Raw genomic sequence first — 23,325 nt, 5'->3', positions numbered from 1 at the left:
TATCTGCCGAAGCAGACGCACCATTCATCGAGTGCCCACACTTATCGGTTGTCTAGTTTTTAAAGATCAATCGCATCGAACTTCGCTTCGTCGCACACTTACCGCGCCGTCGCTTCGTTTTCTGCGTCGCTGCATCAGCAGCAGAGAAGTGAGATTATGTCGCAGCTTCTCGTCGTCGTCAACAGTTTTTTTCGCCTTCTTCGCTCATCGCCGTAGCGACTCACTAGCTCCAAAACCACTAACCACCGGGCTTTCCAGCCCGTCGCCACCACCGCTTCGCCGCTTTCGCTGCGTCGCTGTCGTTGCGAGAGACGAGATATTAGTGAAAACCCCGTACCCTGGCAAGCCCTTTGTGAAAATATTTTGAAAAAGCCATAGGCGATCAATCCCGATCAGCGATACCGCATCCATGATCGCCCTCCAAAAAAGAAAAATCCTCACTCAGCGTAGTCCACTGGGCGAGGATCGGGCTGACCATCCTATTAACCCCGCCATATGACTGGGCGGGGCTTCTTTAAATAACCACAGCACCCGCAGGCGCCCGCGGCGTGGCAGCTTCAGGACTTCTTGCCAAAGTAACGCGCGAAGATGGCGTCATACGTCCCGTCCGCCTTGATCGCCTCGATCCCCTTGTTGATCTTGCCCAGCAACTCGGCATCCCCCTTGCGTACCGCGATCCCGTAATACTCCTTGGGAAAGCTGCTATCGGAGACCGTACGCAGCTTGGCATCCGGATTGTTGGCAACAAAGTTCACCACAACGCCGTTGTCTGCCACCACCGCGTCGACACCGCCGGCCTCCAGCTCCTTCATCGCGAGCGGCGTGCCTTCAAAGCGTTTGACCGACGGATTGTTCTTGCCCATAAGCTTCTGTACCACCTCGTCGCCCGTGGTGGCCGTCTGCACGCCCACCTTCAGCGACTTCAGATCGTCGAACTTCTGCACGGTCGAGTTCAGCGGCACGGCGATCAACTGCGACGCCTCGAAGTAAGGCGACGAGAAGTCCATCTGCTTGCGACGCTCGTCGGTGATCGTGATCGCCGAAATCAGAATATCTCTATCGCCCTGAACCAACGAATTGAAGATGCCCTCGAACGGCGTATTGACGAAACGCACGGAGATGCCCGCCTTGTCCGCGACAGCCTTCATCACATCGATGTCGAAGCCCGCGATCTGACGCGTATCGGTTTCGAACTCGAATGGCGCGTAGGCGGCGTCCGTACCGACGACGTACACGGTCTGTGCGCCGTCCGCCCCCGCCGAGCGGCCCGCCGCCGATTCTTCCTTCTTCCCGCAGGCACTCAACAGCAGCCCCGAGGCCACGACTACGGCCAGTGCAAATGCGCGTCGGTTGATCGACATCGTTTTGTCCCTTGCTGAAAAAACCGGCAGCCTATCATAAGACGACCTCCCCGGAGGAGGTCGTCGCGATACTTTACGTCGGTGATCAGCGATGCTTGAAAACCGGTTTGCGCTTCTCGACGAACGCCGCCATGCCTTCCTTCTGGTCTTCGAGCGCGAAGAGCGAATGGAACATCCGGCGCTCGAACTGCACGCCCTCGTCCAGGGTCGACTCGAACGCGCGGTTGACGGCTTCCTTCGCCGCCATCACGACCGGCAATGAGTATTCGCAAATGGTGTTGGCCGCGCCGATCGCTTCGTCGAGCAGCGTCTCGAGCGGCACCACGCGCGAGACCAGTCCGGCGCGCTCGGCCTCGGTCGCGTCCATGAAACGCGCCGTCAGGCACATGTCCATGGCCTTGGCTTTCGACACGGCGCGCGTCAGACGTTGCGTGCCGCCGGCACCCGGAATCACGCCGAGCTTGATTTCCGGCTGGCCGAACTTGGCGTTCTCCGCGGCGATGATGAAATCGCACATCATTGCCAGCTCACAGCCGCCGCCGAGCGCGAAGCCCGACACGGCCGCGATGACCGGCTTGCGAATGCGGCGCACCGTCTCCCAGTTACGCGTGATGTAGTCGCCCTTGAAGACGTCCGCAAAGGTGTACTTCGACATCATGCCGATGTCGGCCCCCGCGGCGAACGCCTTCTCGCTGCCGGTAATCACCATGCAGCCAATGGCTTCGTCGGCGTCGAACGCGGTGAGCGCGGCGCCCAGTTCGTCCATCAGCGCATCATTCAGCGCATTGAGCGCTTTCGGACGATTCAGCGTGATCAGACCGACACGACCGCGCGTCTCCACCAGAATGTTCTCGTACGTCATCCTCTTCTTCCTCCAGTCAAAATCTCGTCTTCAGGTTTCGGGGGACCGGCGCTGCCGGAACATCGACACCCGGGCAGTCACCGGAAACAGGCATAAGGCGATGGATACGCCGTTGGTTCGCAACAGCGCTGCGGCGCCCACGGCGAGTTGGGGGTCACCCGACCCGCCGGGCGTCGACTGTAGTGATTAAGCATGATGCCATCGATCCCCCGGCCACGCACCTGGCGTTCCGCCGAGCAGACGGCCCGCCGCCTCGCGCCGAATCACCGCCGAACGACAGCCGAGTGACAGCCGAACCGAAGCCGAATCGCAGCCTCATCACCGTCATCGCCACCGCCTACGCTCAACTCTCGAGACGCCGCCACGGCCGTCGGGGAAAACCCGGCGTCATCGTGTGCCACGCCCGGAAGATTTGGTGCTATATTAACAAACCAACCGGTCGGTTAATTAATGTCGATGACAGTGATCGACGACGACCCGGTGCCGTCACCTGCGTCTTGCCGCCCGTCGGCAGACAGCGAATCCGCCAGCCGCATTCCGACACGGACAGATCCACAACCATGACTCATCCCCTCTTCGCCAAACACCAAGAGACTCTCGAGCGCGCCCTCCAGGCCATCGCCACGCGTGGATACTGGAGCCCGTTTGCCGAAATGCCGAGCCCGCGTGCTTATGGCGAGACGGCCGCCGCCGACGGCGAAGCCGCATTCAAACAGTATCTGAATGCCGCCTTCCCGCTGGAACAACGCGGCAGCACGGGCAGCGTCGGTCAAGAGGCCTCGCCGTTCGGCTTTGCCCTCGGTACGACGTATCCCGGTTTCGAAATCGACACCCTGCTCGCGCGCGTGAGCGACGCCCACCAGTCGTGGCGCGCCGCCACCCCGGACGCCTGGGTCGGCGTGTCGCTGGAAATTCTCAAGCGCCTGAACGCGCGTAGCTTTGAAATCGCCAACGCCGTGATGCACACGACCGGTCAGGCCTTCATGATGGCCTTCCAGGCCGGCGGCCCGCACGCGCAGGATCGCGGCCTCGAAGCCGTGGCCTATGCCTGGGACGAGCTGCGTCGTGTCCCGGCAAACGCCTACTGGGAAAAGCCGCAAGGCAAGAATCCGCCGCTCGCCATGGAAAAGCGCTACACCGTCGTGCCGCGCGGCGTGGCGCTGGTGCTCGGCTGCTGCACGTTCCCGACGTGGAACGGTTACCCGGGCCTGTTTGCCAGCCTGGCCACCGGCAACGCCGTGATTGTCAAGCCGCACCCGGGCGCGATTCTGCCGCTCGCCATCACGGTGAAGATCGCGCGCGACGTGCTGCGCGAAGCCGGTTTCGATCCGGACGTCGTCACACTTGCGGCCACCAACCCGAACGACGGTGCCATCGTGCAGCAACTGGCCACGCGTGGTGAAGTGCGCGTGATCGACTTCACGGGCAGCACCGCCAACGGCGATTGGCTCGAGACGCACGCACGTCAGGCGCAGGTCTACACCGAGAAGGCCGGGGTGAACCAGATCGTCGTCGATTCGACGGACGACCTGAAGGGCATGGCCCGCAATATCGGCTTCTCGCTCGCATTGTACTCGGGCCAGATGTGCACCGCGCCCCAGAACATCTACATTCCGCGCGACGGCATCCAGACGCCCGACGGCAAGGTGTCGTTCGAAGAAGTCGTCGCCGCCATCGCAGGCAGCGTCCAGAAGACGTGCAGCGACCCGGCCAAGGCCGTCGAACTGCTCGGTGCGATCCAGAACGAAGGCGTGCTCGCCCGCATCGACGAGGCCCGCAAGGTCGGCCGCGTCGTGCTCGACAGCCAGACGCTCCAGCACCCGGCCTTCGCCGATGCCCGCGTGCGCACGCCGTTGATCGTCGCGCTCGATGTTGCCGACGAAGCCACCTACACCCGCGAGTGGTTCGGCCCGATCGCCTTCGTGATCGCCGTGGACAGCAGCGCCCAGGCGTTCGCCCTGGCCGGACGCACCGCCGCGCAGCATGGCGCGCTCACGTTGTCGGCTTACACGACGTCCGCCGAGGGAGAAGCGCAGGCGCTCGACGCCGCCATCGAAGGCCGCGTCGCCCTGTCGCTCAACCTGACGGGCGGTGTGTTCGTGAACCAATCCGCGGCCTACTCGGATTACCACGGCACGGGCGGCAACCCGGCCGCCAATGCGAGCCTGGCCGACGCCGCCTTCGTCGCGAATCGGTTCCGTGTCGTGCAAAGCCGCCACCATGTGCCGGCCAAGTCCGACGCTGGCGCCGCCTGAGTCTCCGATACCGCTTAGATAGACTAGAGGACGGGAAACCCAGCGCTGCGCGCGCCGCCGCACACGGCCAGGTGACGGTCAGTGATTCCGCGAATCATTGACCGTCGCACGGCCGCCACCGAGCCAACCCCGTCCCACGACAAGACAGGAACGAACGATCATGACCGAAGCCTTCATCTGCGACGCGATCCGCACGCCCATTGGCCGCTACGGCGGCGCCCTGAAGGACGTGCGCGCCGACAACCTCGGCGCGATTCCGCTCAAGGCGCTTATGGCGCGCAACCCGAACGTCGACTGGACGCTGATCGACGATGTCATCTACGGCTGCGCCAATCAGGCTGGCGAAGACAATCGTAACGTCGCCCGAATGTCCGCGCTGCTCGCCGAGTTGCCGATCGACGTGCCGGGCGCCACGCTCAACCGTCTGTGCGGCTCGGGCATGGATGCCATCGGCACCGCCGCACGCGCCATCAAGGCAGGCGAAGCCGGACTGATGATCGCTGGTGGCGTCGAATCGATGACCCGTGCACCGTTCGTGATGGGCAAGGCCGACAGCGCGTTTTCGCGCCAGGCCGCGATCTTCGACACGACCATCGGCTGGCGCTTCATCAACCCGCTGATGAAGGCGCAATACGGCGTGGACTCGATGCCGGAGACGGCCGAAAACGTCGCTGACGACTTCAAGATCAGCCGTGAAGATCAGGACCGTTTCGCCGTGCGCAGCCAGGAGAAGGCGGCGCGCGCGCAGGCCGACGGCACACTCGCACAGGAAATCACGCCGGTCTCGATCGCGCAAAAGAAGGGCGATCCGATCATCGTCGAGCGTGACGAGCATCCGCGCGCCACGAGCCTCGAAGCGCTGGCCAAGCTCAAGGGCGTGGTCCGTGCGGACGGCACCGTCACCGCAGGCAATGCCTCCGGGGTGAACGACGGCGCATGCGCGCTGCTGCTCGCCAGCGAGAGCGCCGCCAAGCTGCACGGCCTCACGCCGCGCGCGCGCGTGCTCGGCATGGCCACCGCCGGTGTGCCCCCGCGCATCATGGGCATCGGCCCTGCCCCGGCCACCCTCAAGCTGTTGCGGCAATTGAACATGACGCTGGACCAGTTCGACGTGATCGAACTGAACGAAGCCTTCGCAAGCCAAGGCCTGGCGGTGTTGCGTCAGCTCGGCGTGGCCGACGACGACGCCCGCGTGAACCCGAACGGCGGCGCGATTGCGCTGGGCCACCCGCTGGGCGCCTCGGGCGCGCGTCTGGTGACCACGGCGATGTATCAGCTGCACCGAACCGGCGGACGCTATGCGCTGTGCACGATGTGCATCGGCGTGGGCCAGGGCATCGCAATCGCCATCGAGCGCCTCTGATCGCGCGCCCCGCCCCCACACGCAAGATAGACGACACCCGGAGGAAGACACCGATGACCGCCACGGTTCAACTGACGCTGCAAGCCAACGTCGCGACGATCACGCTCAACCGTCCCGAGAAGCTCAACAGCTTCACGCGGGAAATGCATGCGGCGTTGCGCGACGCCCTCGATACCGCGCAGGCACAGGGCGCGCGCGCCATTGTGCTGACCGGTGCCGGACGCGGCTTCTGCGCCGGTCAGGATCTGGCAGATCTCGACTTCACGCCGGGCTCCTCGACCGATCTCGGGGCACTGATCGACGAGAACTTCAACCCGCTCGTGCGCAAGCTGCGCGCGATGCCGCTGCCGGTGATCGCGGCCGTAAACGGCATCGCCGCGGGCGCGGGCGCGAATCTGGCGCTCGCCTGCGACATCGTGCTCGCGGGCGCGTCCGTCAACTTCCTGCAGGCGTTCGTGAAGATCGGGCTGCTGCCCGACACGGGCGGCACGTGGTTCTTGCCGCAACGCGTCGGGATGGCTCGCGCGATGGGGCTGGCGATGCTCGGCGACAAGCTTTCGGCCGAACAGGCCGAACAGTGGGGGCTGATCTGGCGCTGCGTCGACGACGGTGCGCTCATGCCCGAGGCGCAGAAACTTGCCGCGCAACTCGCATCGCAACCCACGAAGGCGCTCGCGACAATCAAGGAAGCGCTGTACGCCTCGGCGACCAACACGCTCGACCAGCAACTCGATCTCGAACGCGACGGACAGCGCACATTGGGCGCATCGTACGACTATGCCGAAGGCGTGAACGCGTTCCTGGAGAAGCGCGCGCCGAAGTTCGAAGGCCGCTGACCGACCGCCCCGACGACAAAACGACAAGACGAGAGACACGATGAGCCTGACCGCCCCCGCCCCCAAGGCAACCAGTGAGATGACCCCGGACGAACTCGCCCACGCCACGGGCGAGGCCATGTACCGCAGTGACCGCGCGAGCCAGTGGCTCGGCATGGAGTTGCAGGAAGTGCGTCCGGGCTATGCCCGCATGACGATGCGTATCCGCGACGAATTCCTCAACGGCCACGCCATCTGTCACGGCGGCCTGATGTTCACGCTGGCCGACTCGACGTTTGCATTCGCGTGCAACAGCTACAACATCAATACGGTGGCCGCCGGGTGCAGCATCGAATTCCTGAAGCCGGTCTCGGGGGGCGACACGCTCACAGCCGAGGCGCAGGAGCAGGTGCTCTCGGGGCGTCACGGCATCTACGACATTCGCTTGACGAACTCGGCTGGTGAAGCCGTCGCGATGTTCCGCGGCAAGTCCGCACAGATCAAGGGCAACGTCGTCTGACGCGTCCCGGCAGCACGCGTATCCCGACACGGGTTCGCGAGACACCAAGGTATTAGTGAGTATCAGTAGTAGTCAGTAGCCAGACCCAAGGAGACAGTCATGACCACCGCCTTGCCGCTCGAGCCGATCGAGAAAGCGAGCCTCGACGAACTGCGCGCCCTTCAGCTCGACCGTCTGAAGACGACGTTGCGGCATGCCTATGAGAATTCGCCGGTGTATCGCCGGAAGTTCGACGAGGCCGGCGTCCACCCGGACGATTTGACCTCGCTGGCCGATCTGGCCAAATTTCCGTTCACGACGAAGCAGGATCTGCGCGACAGCTATCCGTTCGGCATGTTCGCCGTGCCGATGGAGCAGGTCTCGCGCGTGCATGCGTCCTCGGGGACGACGGGCAAGCCGACGGTCGTGGGCTACACGGCCAACGACATCAGCACGTGGGCCGATCTGGTGGCGCGCTCGATCCGTGCCGCCGGCGCACGACGCGGCGACAAGGTGCATGTCAGCTACGGCTACGGTCTGTTCACGGGCGGTCTCGGGGCGCACTACGGCGCCGAGCGTGCCGGCTTGACGGTGATCCCGTTCGGCGGCGGCCAGACCGAGAAGCAGGTGCAACTGATCCAGGACTTCAAGCCGGACATCATCATGGTCACGCCGAGCTACATGCTCGCGATTGCCGACGAACTCGAGCGTCAGGGCATGGTGGCCGCCGAATCGTCGCTGCGCATCGGCATCTTCGGCGCGGAACCGTGGACGAACGACATGCGCTCGGCCATCGAGAAGCGCATGGGGATCGATGCGGTCGACATCTACGGTCTGTCGGAAGTGATGGGCCCGGGGGTTGCCAGCGAATGTGCCGAGACCAAGGACGGCCCGACGATCTGGGAAGATCACTTCTACCCCGAGATCATCGATCCGCAGACCGGAGAGGTGCTGCCCGACGGCGAGTTCGGCGAGTTGGTGTTCACCTCGCTCACGAAGGAAGCACTGCCGATCATCCGCTACCGCACGCGCGATCTCACGCGTCTGCTGCCGGGCACGGCGCGCACGATGCGCCGCATGGAGAAGATCACCGGCCGCTCCGACGACATGATGATCATTCGCGGCGTGAACGTCTTCCCGTCGCAGATCGAGGAACTGCTGCTGCGCCAGCCGGTGCTCTCACCGCACTATCAGATCATCCTCGACAAAGAGGGTCCGATGGACACGATGGCCGTTGAGGTCGAGGCGGCCGCCGGCTGCCATGACGACGCGGCCCTGCAATCGGCGGGCGGCGAACTCAAGCGCGACATCAAGACGCTCATCGGCGTGTCGTGCGCGGTGCGCGTGAAGCCGGTCGGCGGCATCGAGCGCTCGGTGGGCAAGGCACGCCGGGTTCTGGACAAGCGGGTGCGCTGAGCCCTGATAGGGTCCGGCACGACGACAAACGCTCGTCGGGCTTCGTCATGAAAAACCCCAAGGGTCGGATCCCTGTCCGACCCTTGGGGTTCAGTTCACCCTTTGCGGGCGGTTTTCATTGACGCCCGACCGTCACCGACCGTCAGTGACGCTCACCGATTCGGCAGGAACACCCACATCCGGCCGCTCTGGCGCATGCGTCCGGCCAGATCGCCGGCGTCATCGCCCAATCCCCAGAAGAAGTCGGCGCGCACACCGCCCTTGATCGCGCTGCCGGTGTCCTGCGCGAACATCAGGCGGTTGATCGGCGCATTCGCCTGGGCGCCGAACGGCGGACGCGTCGTCGCGAGGAACACCGGGCTGCCCAGCGGAATCGAGGCCGGATCCACGGCAATCGAGCGCTCCGCCGTGAGCGGCACGCCCAAGGCGCCCACCGGTCCCTCGATGCCGCCCACGCCGTGATTCGGCATTTCGCGGAAGAAAACGAAGCGCGGGTTCACATCGAGCAAGGCGTCGACGCGCGTCGGATTGGCACGCGCCCACGCGCGAATGCCCTGCATCGTCGCCTGCGCGGGCGTAATCTCGCCATGATCGATCAGCCAGCGGCCAATCGACTTGTACGGCTGGTCGTTGTTGCCCGCGTAGCCCACGCGCATGATGGTGCCGTCGTCGAGCAGCACCTGGCCCGAGCCTTGCACCTGCAGGAAGAACGCCTCGACGGGGTCGTCGACGTACACCAGCTCGTGACCGCGCAGAATGCCGCTGCGCATGAGTTCTGCACGGGCGGGCAGCGATCCGGCGCGCCGGCCGGTCGGCCATTTGTAGAGCGGTGTCTGATACACGCCGCCACGCACGCGCGAGCCGTGCAGCAACGGCTCGTAGTAGCCCGTGATCAGGCCCGTCTGCGTGCCGTCGGCGTTGGCAATGCGAAACGGCGTAAAGTACTGCTCGAAGAACTGCCTGACCGCGGCCGGGTCCAGATCGTCGATATGCTCGGACGCGCGGCAGGCAGGTTGCCAGTTCGTCTGACGTCCCAGCTTCACGCAGCTCTGGGCGAGCGCGAGGCGCGCGCCGATGAGCGAGTCGTCCTGCCAGCCATCGACCTGCGACCACGACACGGCCTGCATGCGACCCGCGCCGGAGGGAGGTGTCGCCACGGTTGACGGCGGCGTGCCTGGACGAGACGGGCTCGTCGGAGGCACACTCGAACAACCGTAGAGCAATGCGGCAAACGCGGCGAACGCCAGGCCCCGGCCGGCGCGCCACCGCCCGAACTTCGTCAGGAAGAGCGTCATGGGTAATCTGTTCGATGAATATCCGGCCTTGCTGGTCTTGCCGGAGGTGTTGCTGGCGATCGCGATCGTCGCCGCGATTGTGGTGTTGCGTCGCAAGCCGTCGCCCAAACGCAGGGTTCGCCAGATGCGCGCGATCCGGCCGATGCCGAGCGACACCGTCGACCCGGTGGACCCGAGGGATCGGGACGCCGCCGCCCGCGCGGCCGAGGACCCGCTCAACCGCGAAGACTGGTCCGATGACCGCCGCTGACGCCCGAACGCTGCGCGCATGCCCGGCTCAGTGCAACGTGCGCGGCATGGTCAGCGCGAATTCGGCAATGGGCACGTCGAAACGCGTGCCATCCTCGGCCACGCAGAAGTACTCGCCGCGCATGGTGCCGACTGGCGTGGCGACCATCGCCCAACTCGTGTACTCGAACTGCTCGCCGGGTTGCAGAAACGGCTGATGGCCGACCACGCCCAGGCCGTTGACCTCCTGCACATGATTGTCGCCGTCGGTAATCACCCAATGCCGCGAGATCAGTTGCGCCGGCACCTCCCCGCTGTTGCGAATCGTGATCGTGTAGGCGAAGGCGAATTGCTGCCGGTCCGGTTCCGATTGCTCCGGGAGGTATTGCGGGCGCACGGTGACGGTAAATTCGTACTGGCTCATCGGGTGTTCCTGTTGCGCATGCGGGCTCTCTGGTGGCGTTTTGCAACGCATTCTGCGGCAAGTCGTCGCGGGTCGCAACCGGCAAAGACGCCAGTGCGCAACCGATTCGAGGGGTGCCGATGCCCGCCGGTTCGGCCCACACCCGGCAGGCGTCATGCGAAAGCTTTAAAATGTCGCTTTTGACGCCCTTCGCCCGCCCCGCCATGACGCAATTCTGTATCGCCCCCAGCATCCTGTCCGCCGACTTTGCCCGGCTGGGCGAAGAAGTCCGTAACGTCGTGGCGGCAGGTGCCGACTGGATTCACTTCGACGTGATGGACAACCATTACGTTCCCAACCTGACCATCGGCCCGATGGTGTGCGAGGCGATCCGCCCGCACGTGGACGTGCCCATCGACGTGCATCTGATGGTACGCCCGGTCGATCGCATCGTGCCCGATTTCGCGAAAGCCGGTGCCAACCTGATCACGTTCCACCCGGAAGCGTCGGACCACGTCGACCGCACGCTCTCGCTGATTCGCGACAACGGCTGCAAAGCCGGTCTCGTGTTCAACCCGGGCACGCCGCTGCACTACCTCGACCACGTGATGGATCGTCTGGACATGGTGCTCGTCATGTCGGTGAACCCCGGCTTCGGCGGCCAGTCGTTCCTTCCCGAGGCGCTCAACAAGCTGCGCGCCGTGCGCGCGCGCATCGACGCCTACACGGCCGAGACCGGTCGTGAGATCCGTCTGGAAATCGATGGCGGCGTGAAGGTCGAGAACATCGCCGAGATCGCCGCCGCCGGGGCGGACACGTTCGTCGCCGGGTCGGCCATCTTCGGCAAACCCGACTACAAGGCGGTCATCGACCAGATGCGCGCACAACTGGCGAGCATGGCATGACCGATACCCAGGACCTTCAACTGAATGGCATCCGGGCGGTGCTGATCGACCTCGACGGCACGCTCGTCGACACGGCGGGCGACTTCGGGGTCGCGCTGAACGCCATGCTGGCCGAACTGGGCGCGGCGCCCGTGCCGACCGAACGCCTGATGACGTTCGTGGGCAAGGGCACCGCCAATCTCGTGCGCAAGACCCTCGCCGAGCGCTTTGCCGACACCGACATCGACGACCTGTTCGATCGGGCGCAGGACAAGTACGAAGCCGTCTACACGTCGATCAACGGCGCGAACACGGCGCTCTACCCGGAAGTTCGCGAAGGGCTGGCGGCCCTGCGCGCGGCCGGTCTGCCCGTGGCCTGCATCACCAACAAGCAGCATCGCTTCGCGGTGGCGCTGCTGGCGCATTACGACCTGTCCGAGCAGTTCGACCTTGTGTACGGCGGCGATTCCTGGCCCAAGCGCAAGCCTGACCCGATGCCGCTCGTCAAGGCGTGCGAAGTCTTCGGCGTGTCGCCGGCGCAAGCCGTGCTGATCGGAGACTCGGGCAACGATGCACAGGCAGCTCGGGCGGCAGGTTGCCGGTCGCTGACCGTGCCTTATGGCTACAACCATGGCGAATCTGTACAAACGATCGACACGGATGGTATAGTCGGCTCAATTCTGGGCGCCGCCCGGGCGATTCTGCCCAAGGCAACGCCCGCGCTGGCGAGCTGAATTCGCCATCTTCCACATTGCATTCAAGCGCATGTTCCTGAACAAGAAACGGAGTCTGAGCGTGATCGACCGGGGGGCCTGGCCCTGGCGACGCTGGTCCTGCTGAACCCTCCAAGGGGTGGCCGGGACCGCTGAAGTTCGTCTTCAGCAACCCGTTTCTTGCATCGTTGTTGTTCCCAAGACGTCATATCTCGGCGCGCTGTCTCGCACAGCGCGCGGGTTCGCCGAGCCGCGGCAAGCGCCATCGCTTCGTCCAGGCGCGCGCGTTCACCGTGGCTAGACGTGGGTCAGCACCCCACCCCGACACGACTCAGGTATTCTCAACGCCAATCCACGCCGATTTTGCGGGACCGCCCGCCGGCAAAACTTGCAGGCAGAGTGCAATATGACCGAACTCGAATTCAAATCGCTGGCCAACCAAGGCTTCAACCGCATTCCGCTGATCGCCGAGGCGCTGGCGGATCTCGACACGCCGCTCTCGCTGTATTTGAAGCTCGCGCTGGGTGACCGGCGCGGTGCGAACACCTTCCTGCTCGAATCGGTGGTCGGCGGCGAACGCTTCGGGCGCTACTCGTTCATCGGTCTGTCGGCCCACACCCTGCTGCGCAGCTTCGGCCCGAAGACCGAAGTCGTGCGCGACGGCGTCGTCGTCGAGACGCACGACGGCGATCCGCTCAAGTTCATCACGCAGTTCCAGGCGCGCTTCAAGGTGGCCCTGCGCCCGGGCATGCCGCGCTTTTGCGGCGGTCTCGCGGGCTACTTCGGCTACGACGCCGTGCGCTATATCGAGAAGAAGCTGGCGCACACCACGCCGCACGACGACCTGAACCTGCCCGACATTCAGTTGCTGCTCACGGAAGAACTGGCCGTGATCGACAACCTGACCGGCAAGCTCTACCTGATCATCTACGCGGATCCCACGCAGCCCGAAGCCTTCTCGAAAGCCCGCTTGCGTCTGCGCGAGCTGCGCGCCCGCCTGAAGGCGCCGGTCGATGCGCCGGTCACGTCCGGCAGCGTGCGTACCGAAACCTTCCGCGAATTCGCCAAGCCGGACTATCTCGCGGCCGTGGCGAAGGCCAAGGAGGCCATCGCCGCCGGCGAATTGATGCAGGTGCAAGTCGGCCAGCGTCTCATCAAGCCCTATCGCGATGCCCCGCTCTCGCTCTACCGTGCCCTGCGCTCGCTCAATCCGTCGCCGTACATGTACTTCTACAATTTCGGCGACTTCCAGGTGGTGGGTGCGTCGCCCGAGATCCTCGTGCGGCAGGAGCGTCGGCAAACGCCCGACGGCGAACAGGAAATCGTGACGATTCGCCCGCTGGCCGGCACGCGTCCGCGCGGCGCCACGCCCGAGCGCGACGCCGAACTGGCCACCGAATTGCTTGGAGATCCGAAGGAAATCGCCGAGCACGTCATGCTCATCGATCTGGCGCGCAACGATGTGGGCCGCATCGCCCAGACGGGCACCGTCGCCGTCACCGACAAGATGGTGATCGAGAAGTACTCGCATGTGCAGCACATCGTGAGTTCCGTGGAAGGCCGTCTGCAACCGGGTCTGTCGAACATCGACGTGCTGCGCGCGACGTTCCCGGCCGGCACGCTCACCGGCGCGCCGAAGATTCGCGCCATGGAGCTGATCGACGAACTCGAGCCGGTCAAGCGCGGCCTTTACGGCGGTGCGGTCGGCTATCTCTCGTTCGGCGGCGAAATGGATGTCGCCATCGCCATTCGCACCGGCGTCGTCAAGGACGGCAATCTCTATGTGCAGGCCGCGGCCGGCATCGTGGCCGACTCGGTTCCAGAATCCGAATGGCAAGAAACGGAGAACAAGGCCCGCGCCGTGCTGCGTGCGGCTGAACAGGTGCAGGACGGTCTGGACGCCGAGTACTGATCCCCGAGGCGAGGCGCTTCGCACGCCGCGCCTCGACGCCGATGTCACGCCCGCGACTTTTCGAGACGCCACGACTTCGGTGATATTGCCTGTACACGATGGATGAATAAGCAGGGCTCCGAATCGATCCTCGACTCGGAGCCCTTGTTGATTTAGCACAATGGTTCGCCATTTTCGCCCCCTCCCGTATACGCCCTGCGGCGTCGCCGAGCTATAGTGAAGTGTCCGTCGGGAGGTTGAAACTTCTATGGCGAAACCGTGCAATTCACCCAAGCGTTCGGGCGTCGCGAACTCCGCCGCGACGCCCGTAATTGCCGCGCTCGTCACGACCCTGTTGGGCGGCTGTCTGTCGATGGCGCCTCGCTACGAGCGCCCGGCGCCTCCGGTGGCCGATGTGTGGCCCCCCGATGTCGGCACGTCCCTCGCCACGATGGACGCGCAACCGGCGTCCGGGCTCGACTGGCGTGAGTATTTTTCCGATCCGCCGTTGCGCGGCCTCATCGAGACCGCGTTGGCCAACAATCGCGATCTGCGCGTCGCGCTCGCCCGTGTCGAGCAAGCGCGAGCGGTGTACGGGATTCAACGCGCTGACCAGTTTCCGTCGCTTGGTGCGGGGGCGAGCCAGACACGTCAACGCCTGCCCGGTGATCTCAGTCTGACCGGCAACCCTTATATCAGCAGCCAGTATCAGGTCGGTCTCGGCCTGTCGACGTGGGAGCTGGACTTCTGGGGGCGCATCCGCAACCTGAAGGATGCCGCGCTCGACGACTACCTGGCGTCCGATGCGTCTCGACGCGCACTCGCGCTCAGTCTGATCTCGCAAGTCGCACAAGCGTGGCTGAGCCTGCGCGAACTCGACGAACGCATCGCCCTGGCGCAGCAGACGGTCGACAGCCGTGCCGAGTCGCTGCGCATCTTTACGCGCCGCGAGCAGGTCGGCTCGACCTCGAAACTCGATCTCACCGAAGTTACCACGCTCTGGCAACAGGCCCGGGCGCTCGTCGCGCAACTGCAACAACAGCGCGCCGCACAGGCCCACGCGCTGCAAGTGCTGGTGGGCGCACCGATCGATACGTCGCCCGGCACCTTCGACACCTCGGTTGACGACGCCCGCCTGATGCGCGATCTCGACCCGGGCCTGCCGTCGTCGTTGCTGGAAGACCGGCCCGACATCATCGCGGCCGAGTATCAGCTGCGTGCGGCGCACGCCAACATCGGCGCGGCGCGCGCGGCGTTCTTCCCGCAGATCACACTCACCGGGTCGGTAGGCACCGCGAGCAGCGCGCTCGATGGCCTGTTCAAGGCCGGCAGCGCCGCGTGGACATTCACACCGAGCCTCAGCCTGCCGATCTTCGAGGGCGGACGCCTGGTGAACAATCTTGACCTCGCCGAAGCCCGGCGCGTGGCGTCGGTCGCGAACTACGAGAAGACGATCCAGGAGGCATTCCGCGATGTGGCCGACGCCCTGAGCGCGTGCCGCTGGCTGGCCGATCAGGTCACGATCCTGCAAGCCACGCAGGATGCCCAGGCCGAGCGCGCAAGGCTCGCCAAGCTGCGCTACGACCACGGCGCCGCCGCGTTTCTCGAAGTGCTCGACGCCCAGCGCGATCTCCTCGCCATCGAGCAGCAGACGGTGCAGACGCGACGCGCGTTGCTTTCCGCCCGCGTGTCGCTCTACACGGCGCTGGGCGGAGGCAGCCGGCACTTACCCGCCGCCGACACGCTGGGCGGACCGCTTGCCCGCACGCCGCCCGTCGCGCCGTCGCCGGCCAGCGCGACGGGCGCTACTAGCGCCGATGGCGCTAATGGCGCTAATGGCGCTACGGGTTCGGTGCCCCCTCCACCTTCCGTTCACTAAGCTCCCGAGATCCGCGCCCATGACGCTTCCCAATGCCAAGACACTGGTTCCCGCGCTGATCGTGCTCGCCGTGATCGGTCTGGGCTGGTATGGATGGACGACCTATCGAAACGCCGGTCCGGGGGAAGGGTTCGCGAGCGGCAACGGCCGCATCGAGGCGACCGAAGTCGACATCGCCACCAAGCTCGGTGGGCGCGTCGAAGCCATCTACGTTCGGGAGGGCGATTTCGTGAAGGCAGGCCAGGTGCTTGCCAAGATGCAGATCGACACGCTCAACGCACAGCGCGATGAAGCGAGCGCCCAGTATCGGCAGGCCGTGACCCACGTCGCCGCGATTCAGGCACAGGCCGCCGCGCGCGTGTCGGACAAGGCGACCGCCGAGGCGAACGTGGCCGCACGCGAAGCCGAACTCGATGCCGCCACGCGACGTCTGTCGCGCTCGGAAACGTTGTCGAAGGAAGGCGCGTCGTCGGTGCAGGAGCTGGACGATGATCGGGCCCGCGTTCGCAGCACGCGCGCCGCCGTCACCGCCGCCCGCGCGCAGGTTGCCGCCGCGCAATCGGCCGTGGAAGCGGCCAATGCCCAGGTGATCGGCGCGAAATCGACGGTCGAAGCCGCGCAAGCCACCATCCACCGTATCGAAGCCGACATCGCGGACAGCGAACTCAAGGCGCCGCGCGACGGCCGTGTGCAATTTCGCGTGGCACAACCCGGTGAAGTGCTGGCGGCGGGCGGCAAGGTGCTCAACCTCGTCGACCTGTCGGATGTGTACATGACATTCTTCCTGCCCGAGACGGTGGCGGGCCGTCTTGCCATGGGCGCCGAGGTTCGCATCATTCTCGACGCGGCGCCGCAGTACGTCATTCCCGCGAGCCTGTCCTTTGTCTCCAGCACGGCACAGTTCACGCCGAAGACCGTCGAGACCGAGAGCGAGCGCCAGAAGCTGATGTTCCGCGTGCGCGCGCAGATCGCGCCCGAACTGCTGCAACAGCATCTGAAGCTCGTGAAGACCGGCCTGCCCGGCACCGCCTGGGTGAAGACCGACAGTCGGGTGCCGTGGCCGGCCCAATTGCAGACCAAGCTGCCGCAGTGAGCCGCGCATCATGACGGTGCCTCCCTCGCCTTCGTCTTCCCCTTCGACTGCGCTGTCGCCCCCGCCCGGCAACCGCTTGCCGCCGGTGGTGCATGTGGCAGGCGTCACGCTGCGCTACGGCCGCAAGACCGTCGCGCTCGACAACGTCTGCCTCGACCTGCCCGCGCGCAGCATGGTCGGCCTGATCGGACCGGACGGCGTCGGCAAGTCCACTCTGCTGTCGCTCATCGCGGGCGCACGCAAGGTCCAGACAGGCACGGTCGAAGCGCTCGGCGGCGACATGACGAACCCGGCGCACCGCGACCGCGTGTGCCCGCGCATCGCCTACATGCCGCAAGGGCTTGGCAAGAATCTCTACCCGACGCTGTCGGTCGAGGAGAACCTGCAATTCTTCGCGCGGCTCTTCGGCCACGACGCCCCGGAGCGTCGGCGCCGCATCGACGACCTCACACACAGCACCGGCCTGCACCCGTTTCTCGACCGGCCGGCGGGCAAGCTCTCGGGCGGCATGAAGCAGAAGCTCGGCCTGTGCTGCTCGCTCATTCACGATCCCGATCTGCTGGTGCTCGACGAGCCGACAACCGGCGTGGATCCGCTCGCGCGTGCGCAGTTCTGGGCGCTGATCGCACGCATTCGTCGCGCGCGCCCGGCGATGAGCGTGATCGTCGCCACCGCTTACATGGACGAGGCGCAGCGCTTCGACTGGCTCGTCGCGATGGACGCCGGCAGGGTGCTCGCGGCCGGCACGCCCGCCGATTTGCTCGCACGCACGCAGCGAGACACCCTGGAGGCGGCATTCATCGACCTGCTGCCGGCGGAGAAGACACGCGGTTACGAGCCCGTCGCCATCCCGCCGCTGCCTGTCGACGAGCATACGGAGATCGCCATCGAAGCCCAGGATCTGACGATGCGCTTCGGCGATTTCGTCGCGGTCGATCACGTGGACTTCCGCATCCGGCGTGGCGAGATCTTCGGCTTCCTCGGCTCGAACGGTTGCGGCAAGACCACCACGATGAAGCTGCTCACCGGCCTGCTGCAAGCGAGCGACGGTCGGGCCTGGCTCTTTGGCCACGCGGTCGATCCAAGGGACATCAGCACGCGCCGACGCGTGGGCTATATGTCCCAGTCGTTCTCGCTCTATACCGAACTGACGGTGCGTCAAAACCTCGAGCTGCACGCCCGGCTGTTCCATGTTCCCGAGGCCTCGGTCGGCGCGCGCGTGATGGAGATGGCGCAGCGCTTCGGTCTGGCGGAAGTGCTCGGCGCGCTGCCCGACACGCTTGCGCTTGGCATGCGCCAGCGTCTGTCGCTTGCCGTGGCGATGGTACACAAGCCCGAACTGTTGATTCTCGATGAGCCGACATCGGGTGTGGATCCCATCGCGCGCGACAACTTCTGGCGACTATTGGTGGCATTGTCGCGCCGAAATCGCGTGACGATCTTCATCTCCACACACTTCATGAGCGAGGCGGAGCGCTGCGACCGCATCTCGTTGATGCATGCGGGCAAGGTGCTCGTGTCCGATCCGCCCGAGAAGATCACGCACGACAAGGGCGCGGCCACGCTCGAGCAGGCATTCATCGAGTTTCTCGTCGAGGCGGGGAGCGGCGCATCGCTGGGGCCCGGGACGCCCCACGCGTCTGAAACTTCCGCGTCGTCCGTATCGTCCGTATCGCCCGTATCGTCCGTATCGTCCGATTCGGCCAGCGGCCCCCATCCGCCTCCCGCCCGCGAGACCCTCACCGGGGTGACGCTCACGCAGCACAAGGCGTTCTCGCTCGGCCGCATGACGAGCTATCTATGGCGCGAGACGCTGGAGCTGCAGCGCGACCCTGTGCGCGCCACGCTGGCGCTGGTCGGCTCGCTCGTGTTGATGCTGGTGATGGGCTACGGCATCAGCATGGACGTCGAGGATTTGCGCTATGCCGTGCTCGACCGCGACCAGACGACGCTGAGCCAGAACTACGCCCTCAATATCGCGGGGTCGCGCTACTTCATTGAACAGCCGCCCATCAAGGACGATACCGACATGGACCGGCGACTGCGCGACGGCGAACTGGCGCTGGCCATCGAGATTCCGCCGGGCTTCGCTCGCGACGTATCGCACGGCAAGGCGGTAGAGATCGGTGCCTGGATCGACGGGGCGATGCCGATGCGCGCGGAGACGGTACAGGGCTACGTGCAGGGCATGCACCAGAACTGGCTGGCCGATCAGTCCCTGCATCGGCTCGGCGTGCGCCCGACAGCGTCGCTCAACATCGAGACCCGGTATCGCTACAACCCCGATGTGAAGAGCCTGCCCGCGATGGTGCCAGCGGTGATTCCGCTGCTGTTGCTCATGCTGCCCGCCATGCTCACGGCGCTGTCCGTCGTACGGGAGAAGGAACTCGGCTCGATCCTGAACCTGTACGTGACGCCGGTCACGCGCACGGAATTCCTGATCGGCAAGCAGATTCCGTACATCGCGCTCGCCATGCTGAACTTCCTGCTCATGGCGCTCATCGCGGTGACGCTGTTCGGCGTGCCGATCAAGGGCAGCTTCCTGACGCTCGTGAGCGCCGTCCTCATCTACAACGTCGTCGCCACGGGCATCGGCCTGCTTGCGTCCACCTTTACCCGCAGCCAGATCGCAGCGCTGTTCTTCACGATGATCGGCACGATGATTCCGGCGATCCAGTTCTCCGGAATGCTCACACCGGTGCCCTCGATGGAGGGCTCGGGCCGGCTCATCGGCGAGATCTATCCGTCGACCTACATGCTGATTGTCAGCCGCGGTGTGTTCAACAAGGCGCTCGGGTTCGCCGATCTCGGCAATGACTTCTGGCCGATGCTGATCGCCGTGCCCGTGATACTGGGCGCCACGATCCTGCTGCTCAACAAGCAGGAGACATGATGACCGGCCCCACGCCCCCGCAAGCCGCCCCGCCCGCCGCACCGCCGCAGGACCCGCATCCGTGGCCGCGACATCTGGCAAACATCTATCGGCTTGGCGTCAAGGAGCTGTGGAGTCTGGCGCGCGACGTAACGATGCTGGTACTCATTGTCTATACGTTCACGGCATCGGTCTATTCGGCGGCGACGGCGCAGCCCGACACGCTGCATCTCGCGCCCATCGCGATTGTGGACGAAGACGCGTCGCCGCTCTCTCAGCGCATCGTCTCGGCGTTCTATCCGCCGCAGTTCACCGTGCCGCGCATGATTACGGCAAACGCCGTCGACCGGGGCATGGACGAAGGCGCGTACACATTCGCGTTGAACATTCCGCCGAACTTTCAGCGCGACGTGCTCGCCGGACGCGCGGCCGAAGTGCAGCTCAATGTCGACGCCACGCGCATGAGTCAGGCGTTCACCGGCAGCGGCTATGTGCAGCAGATCGTCTCGGCGGAGGTGCGTGAATTCCTTCAGCGCTACCGATCGAATCCGGCACTGCCAATCGATCTGGCGTTGCGCGTGCGCTTCAACCCGACGTTGGAACGAGCGTGGTTCGGCGCGCTCATGGAGATCGTCAACAACATCACGATGCTCTCGATCATCCTCACCGGCGCGGCCCTCATTCGCGAGCGCGAGCACGGCACGATCGAGCATCTGCTCGTCATGCCGGTAACGCCGACGGAGATCATGGTGGCGAAGGTCTGGTCGATGGGATTGGTGGTGCTGATCGCCGCCACGATGTCGCTATGGCTGATCGTGAGCGGCGCGCTGCATGTGCCGATCGGCGGATCGGTGGCGCTGTTCCTGTTGGGCGCGACGCTGCACCTGTTCGCCACCACGTCGATGGGGATCTTCCTCGCGACGCTCGCGCGTTCGATGCCGCAGTTCGGCATGTTGCTGATTCTGGTGCTACTGCCGCTGGAAATGCTCTCGGGCGCGAACACGCCGCGCGAAAGTATGCCGACGGTGGTGAAGGACCTCATGCTGGCCGCGCCCACCACGCATTTCGTCGAGCTCGGTCAGGCCATCCTGTTCCGGGGGGCCGGGATCGGCGTCGTGTGGGTGCAGTTCGTGGCGCTCGCACTCATCGGCGCCGTGTTCTTCGCCATCTCGCTGCAACGGTTTCGTCGTACGCTCAGTCTGATGGCATAACGGGGGCTACCGGTGTCGAAGATGCAAAAGGTGCAAAAGGTGCGATGGGCGCGATGGGCGTGATGGGCGCGACGGGTGCCGTGGGTGCCGCGCATCGCCCCACGGGCACGGACAGTCGCGCCAGCAAGCCGCCCCCATCGCGAGGCGCAAACTCAAGCGTGGCGCCAAAGCGCGATGCAATGGCCTGCACGATGGAAATGCCCAAGCCCGCCCCCTCGCCCTGCTGCCTGCCCTGATCGCCTCGCCAGAAGCGCTGGCCCAGTCGCGTCGTCTGCTCGGGCGCCAGGCCCGGGCCTCGGTCGGCCACCACGATGCAGTACCGCTGACCGTGTTCGTCCATCCCTACCGTCACGTCGATCGAACGTTCGGCCGGAGAGTACCGCAGCGCGTTATCCACGAGATTGCGCACCGCCGTGCCAAGCATCGAGCGAGACATCGGCGTGGCCCCGTCGTTGCACGACATGCTGAATGCAATCCGAGGTGCGCCACGACGGACCGGGGCTCCATTCCGCCACTCGGACAGCGACCCAACTCGCAGCGGAACGAGGCCCCGATCCGTCGCTTCCCATGCGGCAATGACGTCCACCAACACCTCGCGCACCGACGTGCACTCGTCCGGCGAATGCGCAGGCGCCTCCGCTCGCGCGAGTGTCAGCATCTGATCCAGCGTATGCCGCAAACGGCGCACGCCCACCCCCGCCCGATGCAACGCCCGCCGAGCTGGCTCCCCCCGGGTGATTTCCGCCACCTGCAAGTGCGTGTCGACCGCAGTCAACGGCGTGCGCAGTTCATGCGCCGCCGCGTCGGTGAACGCCCGCTGATACGCCAACGCCTGCGTTAATCGCGCAAGCAGGCCGTTTACCGCGGAGACAACCGGACGCAGCTCGGTCGGCGCCCGTCCCAGGTCGATAGGCGCGGTGTCGTCGGCATGCTTGCGGCGCAACGCCGATCGCAAGGTCTCCAACGGCGACAACCCGCGACCGATGCCGACCCACAACGCCATCAGCCCCCCCACCACCGCGATCATGAACGGCACCCCCACCGCGCGCAGCAATGCGCCCGTGAGCGCCGCCCGCTTTTCGAGTCCGTCGGCCGTCATCACCTGATACCCGCGATCGTCCTGCAACACGTAGATGCGCCAGCGCTTGCCTTCGAAGTCCATCGTGCTGAAGCCGAGCGGCAGCGACCGCTCGGCCGACTGCGGCCCGCCGTCGGTGCGCGCGAGCACTGCGCCATGCACCGAACGAATCTCGCACGCCATCGCGTCGTCGGTGCCCACACGGATGACATCGCCCCAATCCGCCCGGCCAGCGCCCGATGCCAGCGGCGATAGTTCGGCGCGCGCCAACAGCCCCGACACCATTCGCGCCGACATTGCGAGACGCTCATCGAGCGCCCGGTCAAGATTGGCTTGCACCCCGCGCATCATCCAACCCGCCACCACCGCCCAGAGCACGACGAGCGCCACACCCGCGATCAACACCGCCCGCAAACGAAGACTCATGACAGCGACCATCCCAGACGGTAGCCAAGGCCACGCGCCGTCTGAATGGCATCGCCACCCAACTTGCGACGCACGTTGTGAATGTGCACGTTCAACGCGTTGCTGCCCAGTCGCTCGGTCAACCCGTACAGCCGCTCGTGCAACATGTCGGGCGTGAGCCACCGTCCCCGACCGCTCGCCAGATGCGCCAGCAAGTCGACCTCCTTGCGCGACAGCGCGACCGGCTCGCCGTCTAGCCACGCCAATCCGTTCGCCGGCTCCAGCCGCAGTGGGCCCGCTTCGATGACGGGCGCCGCGCGCCCCTGCACGCGGCGATTCAAGGCATGCAGTCGCGCCGCCAACTCGCGCAGGTCGAACGGCTTGACCATGTAGTCGTCACCGCCGCCATTCAAGCCGGCAATGCGGTGCTCGATGCCGTCGCGCGCCGTCAGGATCAGGACAGGAATGTCTCGCTCGACCGCGCGAATCTCGGCCAGCACGTCAAGGCCATCGCCATCGGGCAAGCCCAGATCGAGCACCAGCGCATCGAACGTATTCTCCGCATGCGCCGCCACCGCCGCCGTGCCGCACGCGGCAGGCTCGACCGCAATGCCCAGCGCCCCCAGCCCCGCGACAATGCCGCTCGCAATCAAGTCGTCGTCTTCCACCAACAGCACTCGCACGATTGCCCACCTCTTGTGAATACCGCGCCATGTTACGTACTTTGCGTAATGAATTGGACGGCGATCCTGCGTGTGTCGGCGTATCTCCCACACCTGACTCAAGCCTTAATTCTCGGTTA

19 protein-coding genes are annotated in these 23,325 nt (G+C 65.4%); 13 read left to right on the top strand and 6 right to left on the bottom strand.

Going from position 1 to position 23,325, the window contains the following annotated elements; genetic code table 11:
- Nucleotides 1–557: 557 nt before the first annotated feature.
- Nucleotides 558–1,361, bottom strand: a complete 804-nt coding sequence (locus tag PEP31012_RS16770) for a basic amino acid ABC transporter substrate-binding protein (protein WP_150590436.1) — start codon at nt 1,359–1,361, stop codon at nt 558–560.
- Between the two features lie 85 nt (nt 1,362–1,446).
- Nucleotides 1,447–2,223: an enoyl-CoA hydratase gene (locus PEP31012_RS16765; protein WP_150590435.1), complete on the bottom strand. Its 777-nt coding sequence runs from the start codon at nt 2,221–2,223 to the stop codon at nt 1,447–1,449.
- Nucleotides 2,224–2,783: 560 nt separating this feature from the next.
- Between PEP31012_RS16765 and paaN the strand changes: the two genes are divergently transcribed.
- The 5 genes from paaN (at nt 2,784) to paaK (ending at nt 8,571) form a co-directional block, all read left to right on the top strand.
- Complete coding sequence (paaN, locus tag PEP31012_RS16760) at nt 2,784–4,478, top strand: phenylacetic acid degradation protein PaaN (RefSeq protein WP_150590434.1); 1,695 nt, start codon at nt 2,784–2,786, stop codon at nt 4,476–4,478.
- A 160-nt stretch (nt 4,479–4,638) separates the two neighbouring features.
- Nucleotides 4,639–5,841 (top strand): 3-oxoadipyl-CoA thiolase, encoded by a 1,203-nt coding sequence (gene pcaF, locus PEP31012_RS16755; RefSeq protein ID WP_150590433.1) that lies wholly within the window; start codon nt 4,639–4,641, stop codon nt 5,839–5,841.
- A gap of 53 nt (nt 5,842–5,894) precedes the next feature.
- The gene (gene paaG, locus PEP31012_RS16750) at nt 5,895–6,677 is read left to right on the top strand and encodes a 2-(1,2-epoxy-1,2-dihydrophenyl)acetyl-CoA isomerase PaaG (RefSeq protein ID WP_150590432.1); all 783 of its coding nucleotides are present in this window, start codon (nt 5,895–5,897) and stop codon (nt 6,675–6,677) included.
- A 40-nt stretch (nt 6,678–6,717) separates the two neighbouring features.
- Complete coding sequence (gene paaI, locus PEP31012_RS16745; protein ID WP_174978265.1) at nt 6,718–7,176, top strand: hydroxyphenylacetyl-CoA thioesterase PaaI; 459 nt, start codon at nt 6,718–6,720, stop codon at nt 7,174–7,176.
- A 99-nt stretch (nt 7,177–7,275) separates the two neighbouring features.
- Nucleotides 7,276–8,571 carry a phenylacetate--CoA ligase PaaK gene (gene paaK, locus PEP31012_RS16740; RefSeq protein ID WP_150590431.1) on the top strand — a complete coding sequence of 432 codons (1,296 nt, stop codon included), beginning with the start codon at nt 7,276–7,278 and terminating at the stop codon, nt 8,569–8,571.
- Nucleotides 8,572–8,723: 152 nt separating this feature from the next.
- Here the strand turns inward: paaK and mltA are convergent, their stop codons facing one another.
- The gene (mltA, locus tag PEP31012_RS16735) at nt 8,724–9,866 is read right to left on the bottom strand and encodes a murein transglycosylase A (protein WP_246171342.1); all 1,143 of its coding nucleotides are present in this window, start codon (nt 9,864–9,866) and stop codon (nt 8,724–8,726) included.
- Here mltA and PEP31012_RS23695 point away from each other — a divergent pair.
- Nucleotides 9,865–10,116, top strand: coding sequence for a hypothetical protein (locus tag PEP31012_RS23695; protein WP_174978260.1), 252 nt, complete (start codon nt 9,865–9,867; stop codon nt 10,114–10,116). The two genes, mltA and PEP31012_RS23695, sit on opposite strands and share 2 nt — an antisense overlap.
- 27 nt (nt 10,117–10,143) lie before the next feature.
- Here the strand turns inward: PEP31012_RS23695 and apaG are convergent, their stop codons facing one another.
- Nucleotides 10,144–10,518: a Co2+/Mg2+ efflux protein ApaG gene (apaG, locus tag PEP31012_RS16730; protein ID WP_150590430.1), complete on the bottom strand. Its 375-nt coding sequence runs from the start codon at nt 10,516–10,518 to the stop codon at nt 10,144–10,146.
- A 203-nt stretch (nt 10,519–10,721) separates the two neighbouring features.
- On the opposite strand from apaG, the gene rpe reads away from it, so the two are divergent.
- The 7 genes from rpe to PEP31012_RS16695 all read left to right on the top strand — a co-directional run bounded on the left by rpe (nt 10,722) and on the right by PEP31012_RS16695 (nt 21,040).
- A complete protein-coding gene (gene rpe / locus PEP31012_RS16725; protein ID WP_150590452.1) occupies nt 10,722–11,402 on the top strand; it encodes a ribulose-phosphate 3-epimerase in 681 nt (226 codons plus the stop codon).
- Nucleotides 11,399–12,115 carry a phosphoglycolate phosphatase gene (locus tag PEP31012_RS16720; RefSeq protein WP_150590429.1) on the top strand — a complete coding sequence of 239 codons (717 nt, stop codon included), beginning with the start codon at nt 11,399–11,401 and terminating at the stop codon, nt 12,113–12,115. The genes rpe and PEP31012_RS16720 overlap by 4 nt, the downstream gene beginning before the upstream one ends.
- Nucleotides 12,116–12,500: 385 nt before the next feature.
- Complete coding sequence (gene trpE / locus PEP31012_RS16715; protein WP_150590428.1) at nt 12,501–14,006, top strand: anthranilate synthase component I; 1,506 nt, start codon at nt 12,501–12,503, stop codon at nt 14,004–14,006.
- 247 nt (nt 14,007–14,253) lie between these two features.
- On the top strand, nt 14,254–15,864 hold the full coding sequence (locus tag PEP31012_RS16710) for an efflux transporter outer membrane subunit (RefSeq protein ID WP_150590427.1): 1,611 nt from the start codon (nt 14,254–14,256) through the stop codon (nt 15,862–15,864).
- A gap of 19 nt (nt 15,865–15,883) precedes the next feature.
- Nucleotides 15,884–16,957, top strand: a complete 1,074-nt coding sequence (locus tag PEP31012_RS16705) for an HlyD family secretion protein (protein ID WP_150590426.1) — start codon at nt 15,884–15,886, stop codon at nt 16,955–16,957.
- A 10-nt stretch (nt 16,958–16,967) separates the two neighbouring features.
- The gene (gene rbbA, locus PEP31012_RS16700; protein WP_246171341.1) at nt 16,968–19,850 is read left to right on the top strand and encodes a ribosome-associated ATPase/putative transporter RbbA; all 2,883 of its coding nucleotides are present in this window, start codon (nt 16,968–16,970) and stop codon (nt 19,848–19,850) included.
- Nucleotides 19,850–21,040 (top strand): ABC transporter permease, encoded by a 1,191-nt coding sequence (locus tag PEP31012_RS16695; protein ID WP_425494967.1) that lies wholly within the window; start codon nt 19,850–19,852, stop codon nt 21,038–21,040. Before rbbA ends, PEP31012_RS16695 begins: the two co-directional genes overlap by 1 nt.
- On the opposite strand, the gene PEP31012_RS16690 is transcribed toward PEP31012_RS16695, so the two are convergent.
- Both PEP31012_RS16690 and PEP31012_RS16685 read right to left on the bottom strand, forming a co-directional pair.
- Entirely contained in the window at nt 21,024–22,544 is a 1,521-nt protein-coding gene (locus PEP31012_RS16690) for an ATP-binding protein (RefSeq protein ID WP_150590425.1), read from the bottom strand. The genes PEP31012_RS16695 and PEP31012_RS16690 overlap by 17 nt on opposite strands.
- Complete coding sequence (locus PEP31012_RS16685) at nt 22,541–23,206, bottom strand: response regulator (protein WP_150590424.1); 666 nt, start codon at nt 23,204–23,206, stop codon at nt 22,541–22,543. Before PEP31012_RS16685 ends, PEP31012_RS16690 begins: the two co-directional genes overlap by 4 nt.
- Between the last annotated feature and the right edge of the window lie 119 nt (nt 23,207–23,325).

It is taken from the genome of Pandoraea eparura, assembly GCF_902459725.1.
In the GTDB taxonomy this organism is placed as follows: Bacteria; Pseudomonadota; Gammaproteobacteria; order Burkholderiales; family Burkholderiaceae; genus Pandoraea; species Pandoraea eparura.
The sequence above is the reverse complement of the archived record's forward strand: the minus strand, read 5'-3'. Positions and strand labels throughout refer to the sequence as shown.

Coding starts and splice junctions, on each gene's coding strand:
- PEP31012_RS16770 (WP_150590436.1), bottom strand. CDS start 1,361: ATGTCGATCAACCGACGCGCATTTGCACTGGCCGTAGTCGTGGCCTCG.
- PEP31012_RS16765 (WP_150590435.1), bottom strand. CDS start 2,223: ATGACGTACGAGAACATTCTGGTGGAGACGCGCGGTCGTGTCGGTCTG.
- paaN (WP_150590434.1), top strand. CDS start 2,784: ATGACTCATCCCCTCTTCGCCAAACACCAAGAGACTCTCGAGCGCGCC.
- pcaF (WP_150590433.1), top strand. CDS start 4,639: ATGACCGAAGCCTTCATCTGCGACGCGATCCGCACGCCCATTGGCCGC.
- paaG (WP_150590432.1), top strand. CDS start 5,895: ATGACCGCCACGGTTCAACTGACGCTGCAAGCCAACGTCGCGACGATC.
- paaI (WP_174978265.1), top strand. CDS start 6,718: ATGAGCCTGACCGCCCCCGCCCCCAAGGCAACCAGTGAGATGACCCCG.
- paaK (WP_150590431.1), top strand. CDS start 7,276: ATGACCACCGCCTTGCCGCTCGAGCCGATCGAGAAAGCGAGCCTCGAC.
- PEP31012_RS23695 (WP_174978260.1), top strand. CDS start 9,865: ATGGGTAATCTGTTCGATGAATATCCGGCCTTGCTGGTCTTGCCGGAG.
- mltA (WP_246171342.1), bottom strand. CDS start 9,866: ATGACGCTCTTCCTGACGAAGTTCGGGCGGTGGCGCGCCGGCCGGGGC.
- apaG (WP_150590430.1), bottom strand. CDS start 10,518: ATGAGCCAGTACGAATTTACCGTCACCGTGCGCCCGCAATACCTCCCG.
- rpe (WP_150590452.1), top strand. CDS start 10,722: ATGACGCAATTCTGTATCGCCCCCAGCATCCTGTCCGCCGACTTTGCC.
- PEP31012_RS16720 (WP_150590429.1), top strand. CDS start 11,399: ATGACCGATACCCAGGACCTTCAACTGAATGGCATCCGGGCGGTGCTG.
- trpE (WP_150590428.1), top strand. CDS start 12,501: ATGACCGAACTCGAATTCAAATCGCTGGCCAACCAAGGCTTCAACCGC.
- PEP31012_RS16710 (WP_150590427.1), top strand. CDS start 14,254: ATGGCGAAACCGTGCAATTCACCCAAGCGTTCGGGCGTCGCGAACTCC.
- PEP31012_RS16705 (WP_150590426.1), top strand. CDS start 15,884: ATGACGCTTCCCAATGCCAAGACACTGGTTCCCGCGCTGATCGTGCTC.
- rbbA (WP_246171341.1), top strand. CDS start 16,968: ATGACGGTGCCTCCCTCGCCTTCGTCTTCCCCTTCGACTGCGCTGTCG.
- PEP31012_RS16695 (WP_425494967.1), top strand. CDS start 19,850: ATGACCGGCCCCACGCCCCCGCAAGCCGCCCCGCCCGCCGCACCGCCG.
- PEP31012_RS16690 (WP_150590425.1), bottom strand. CDS start 22,544: ATGAGTCTTCGTTTGCGGGCGGTGTTGATCGCGGGTGTGGCGCTCGTC.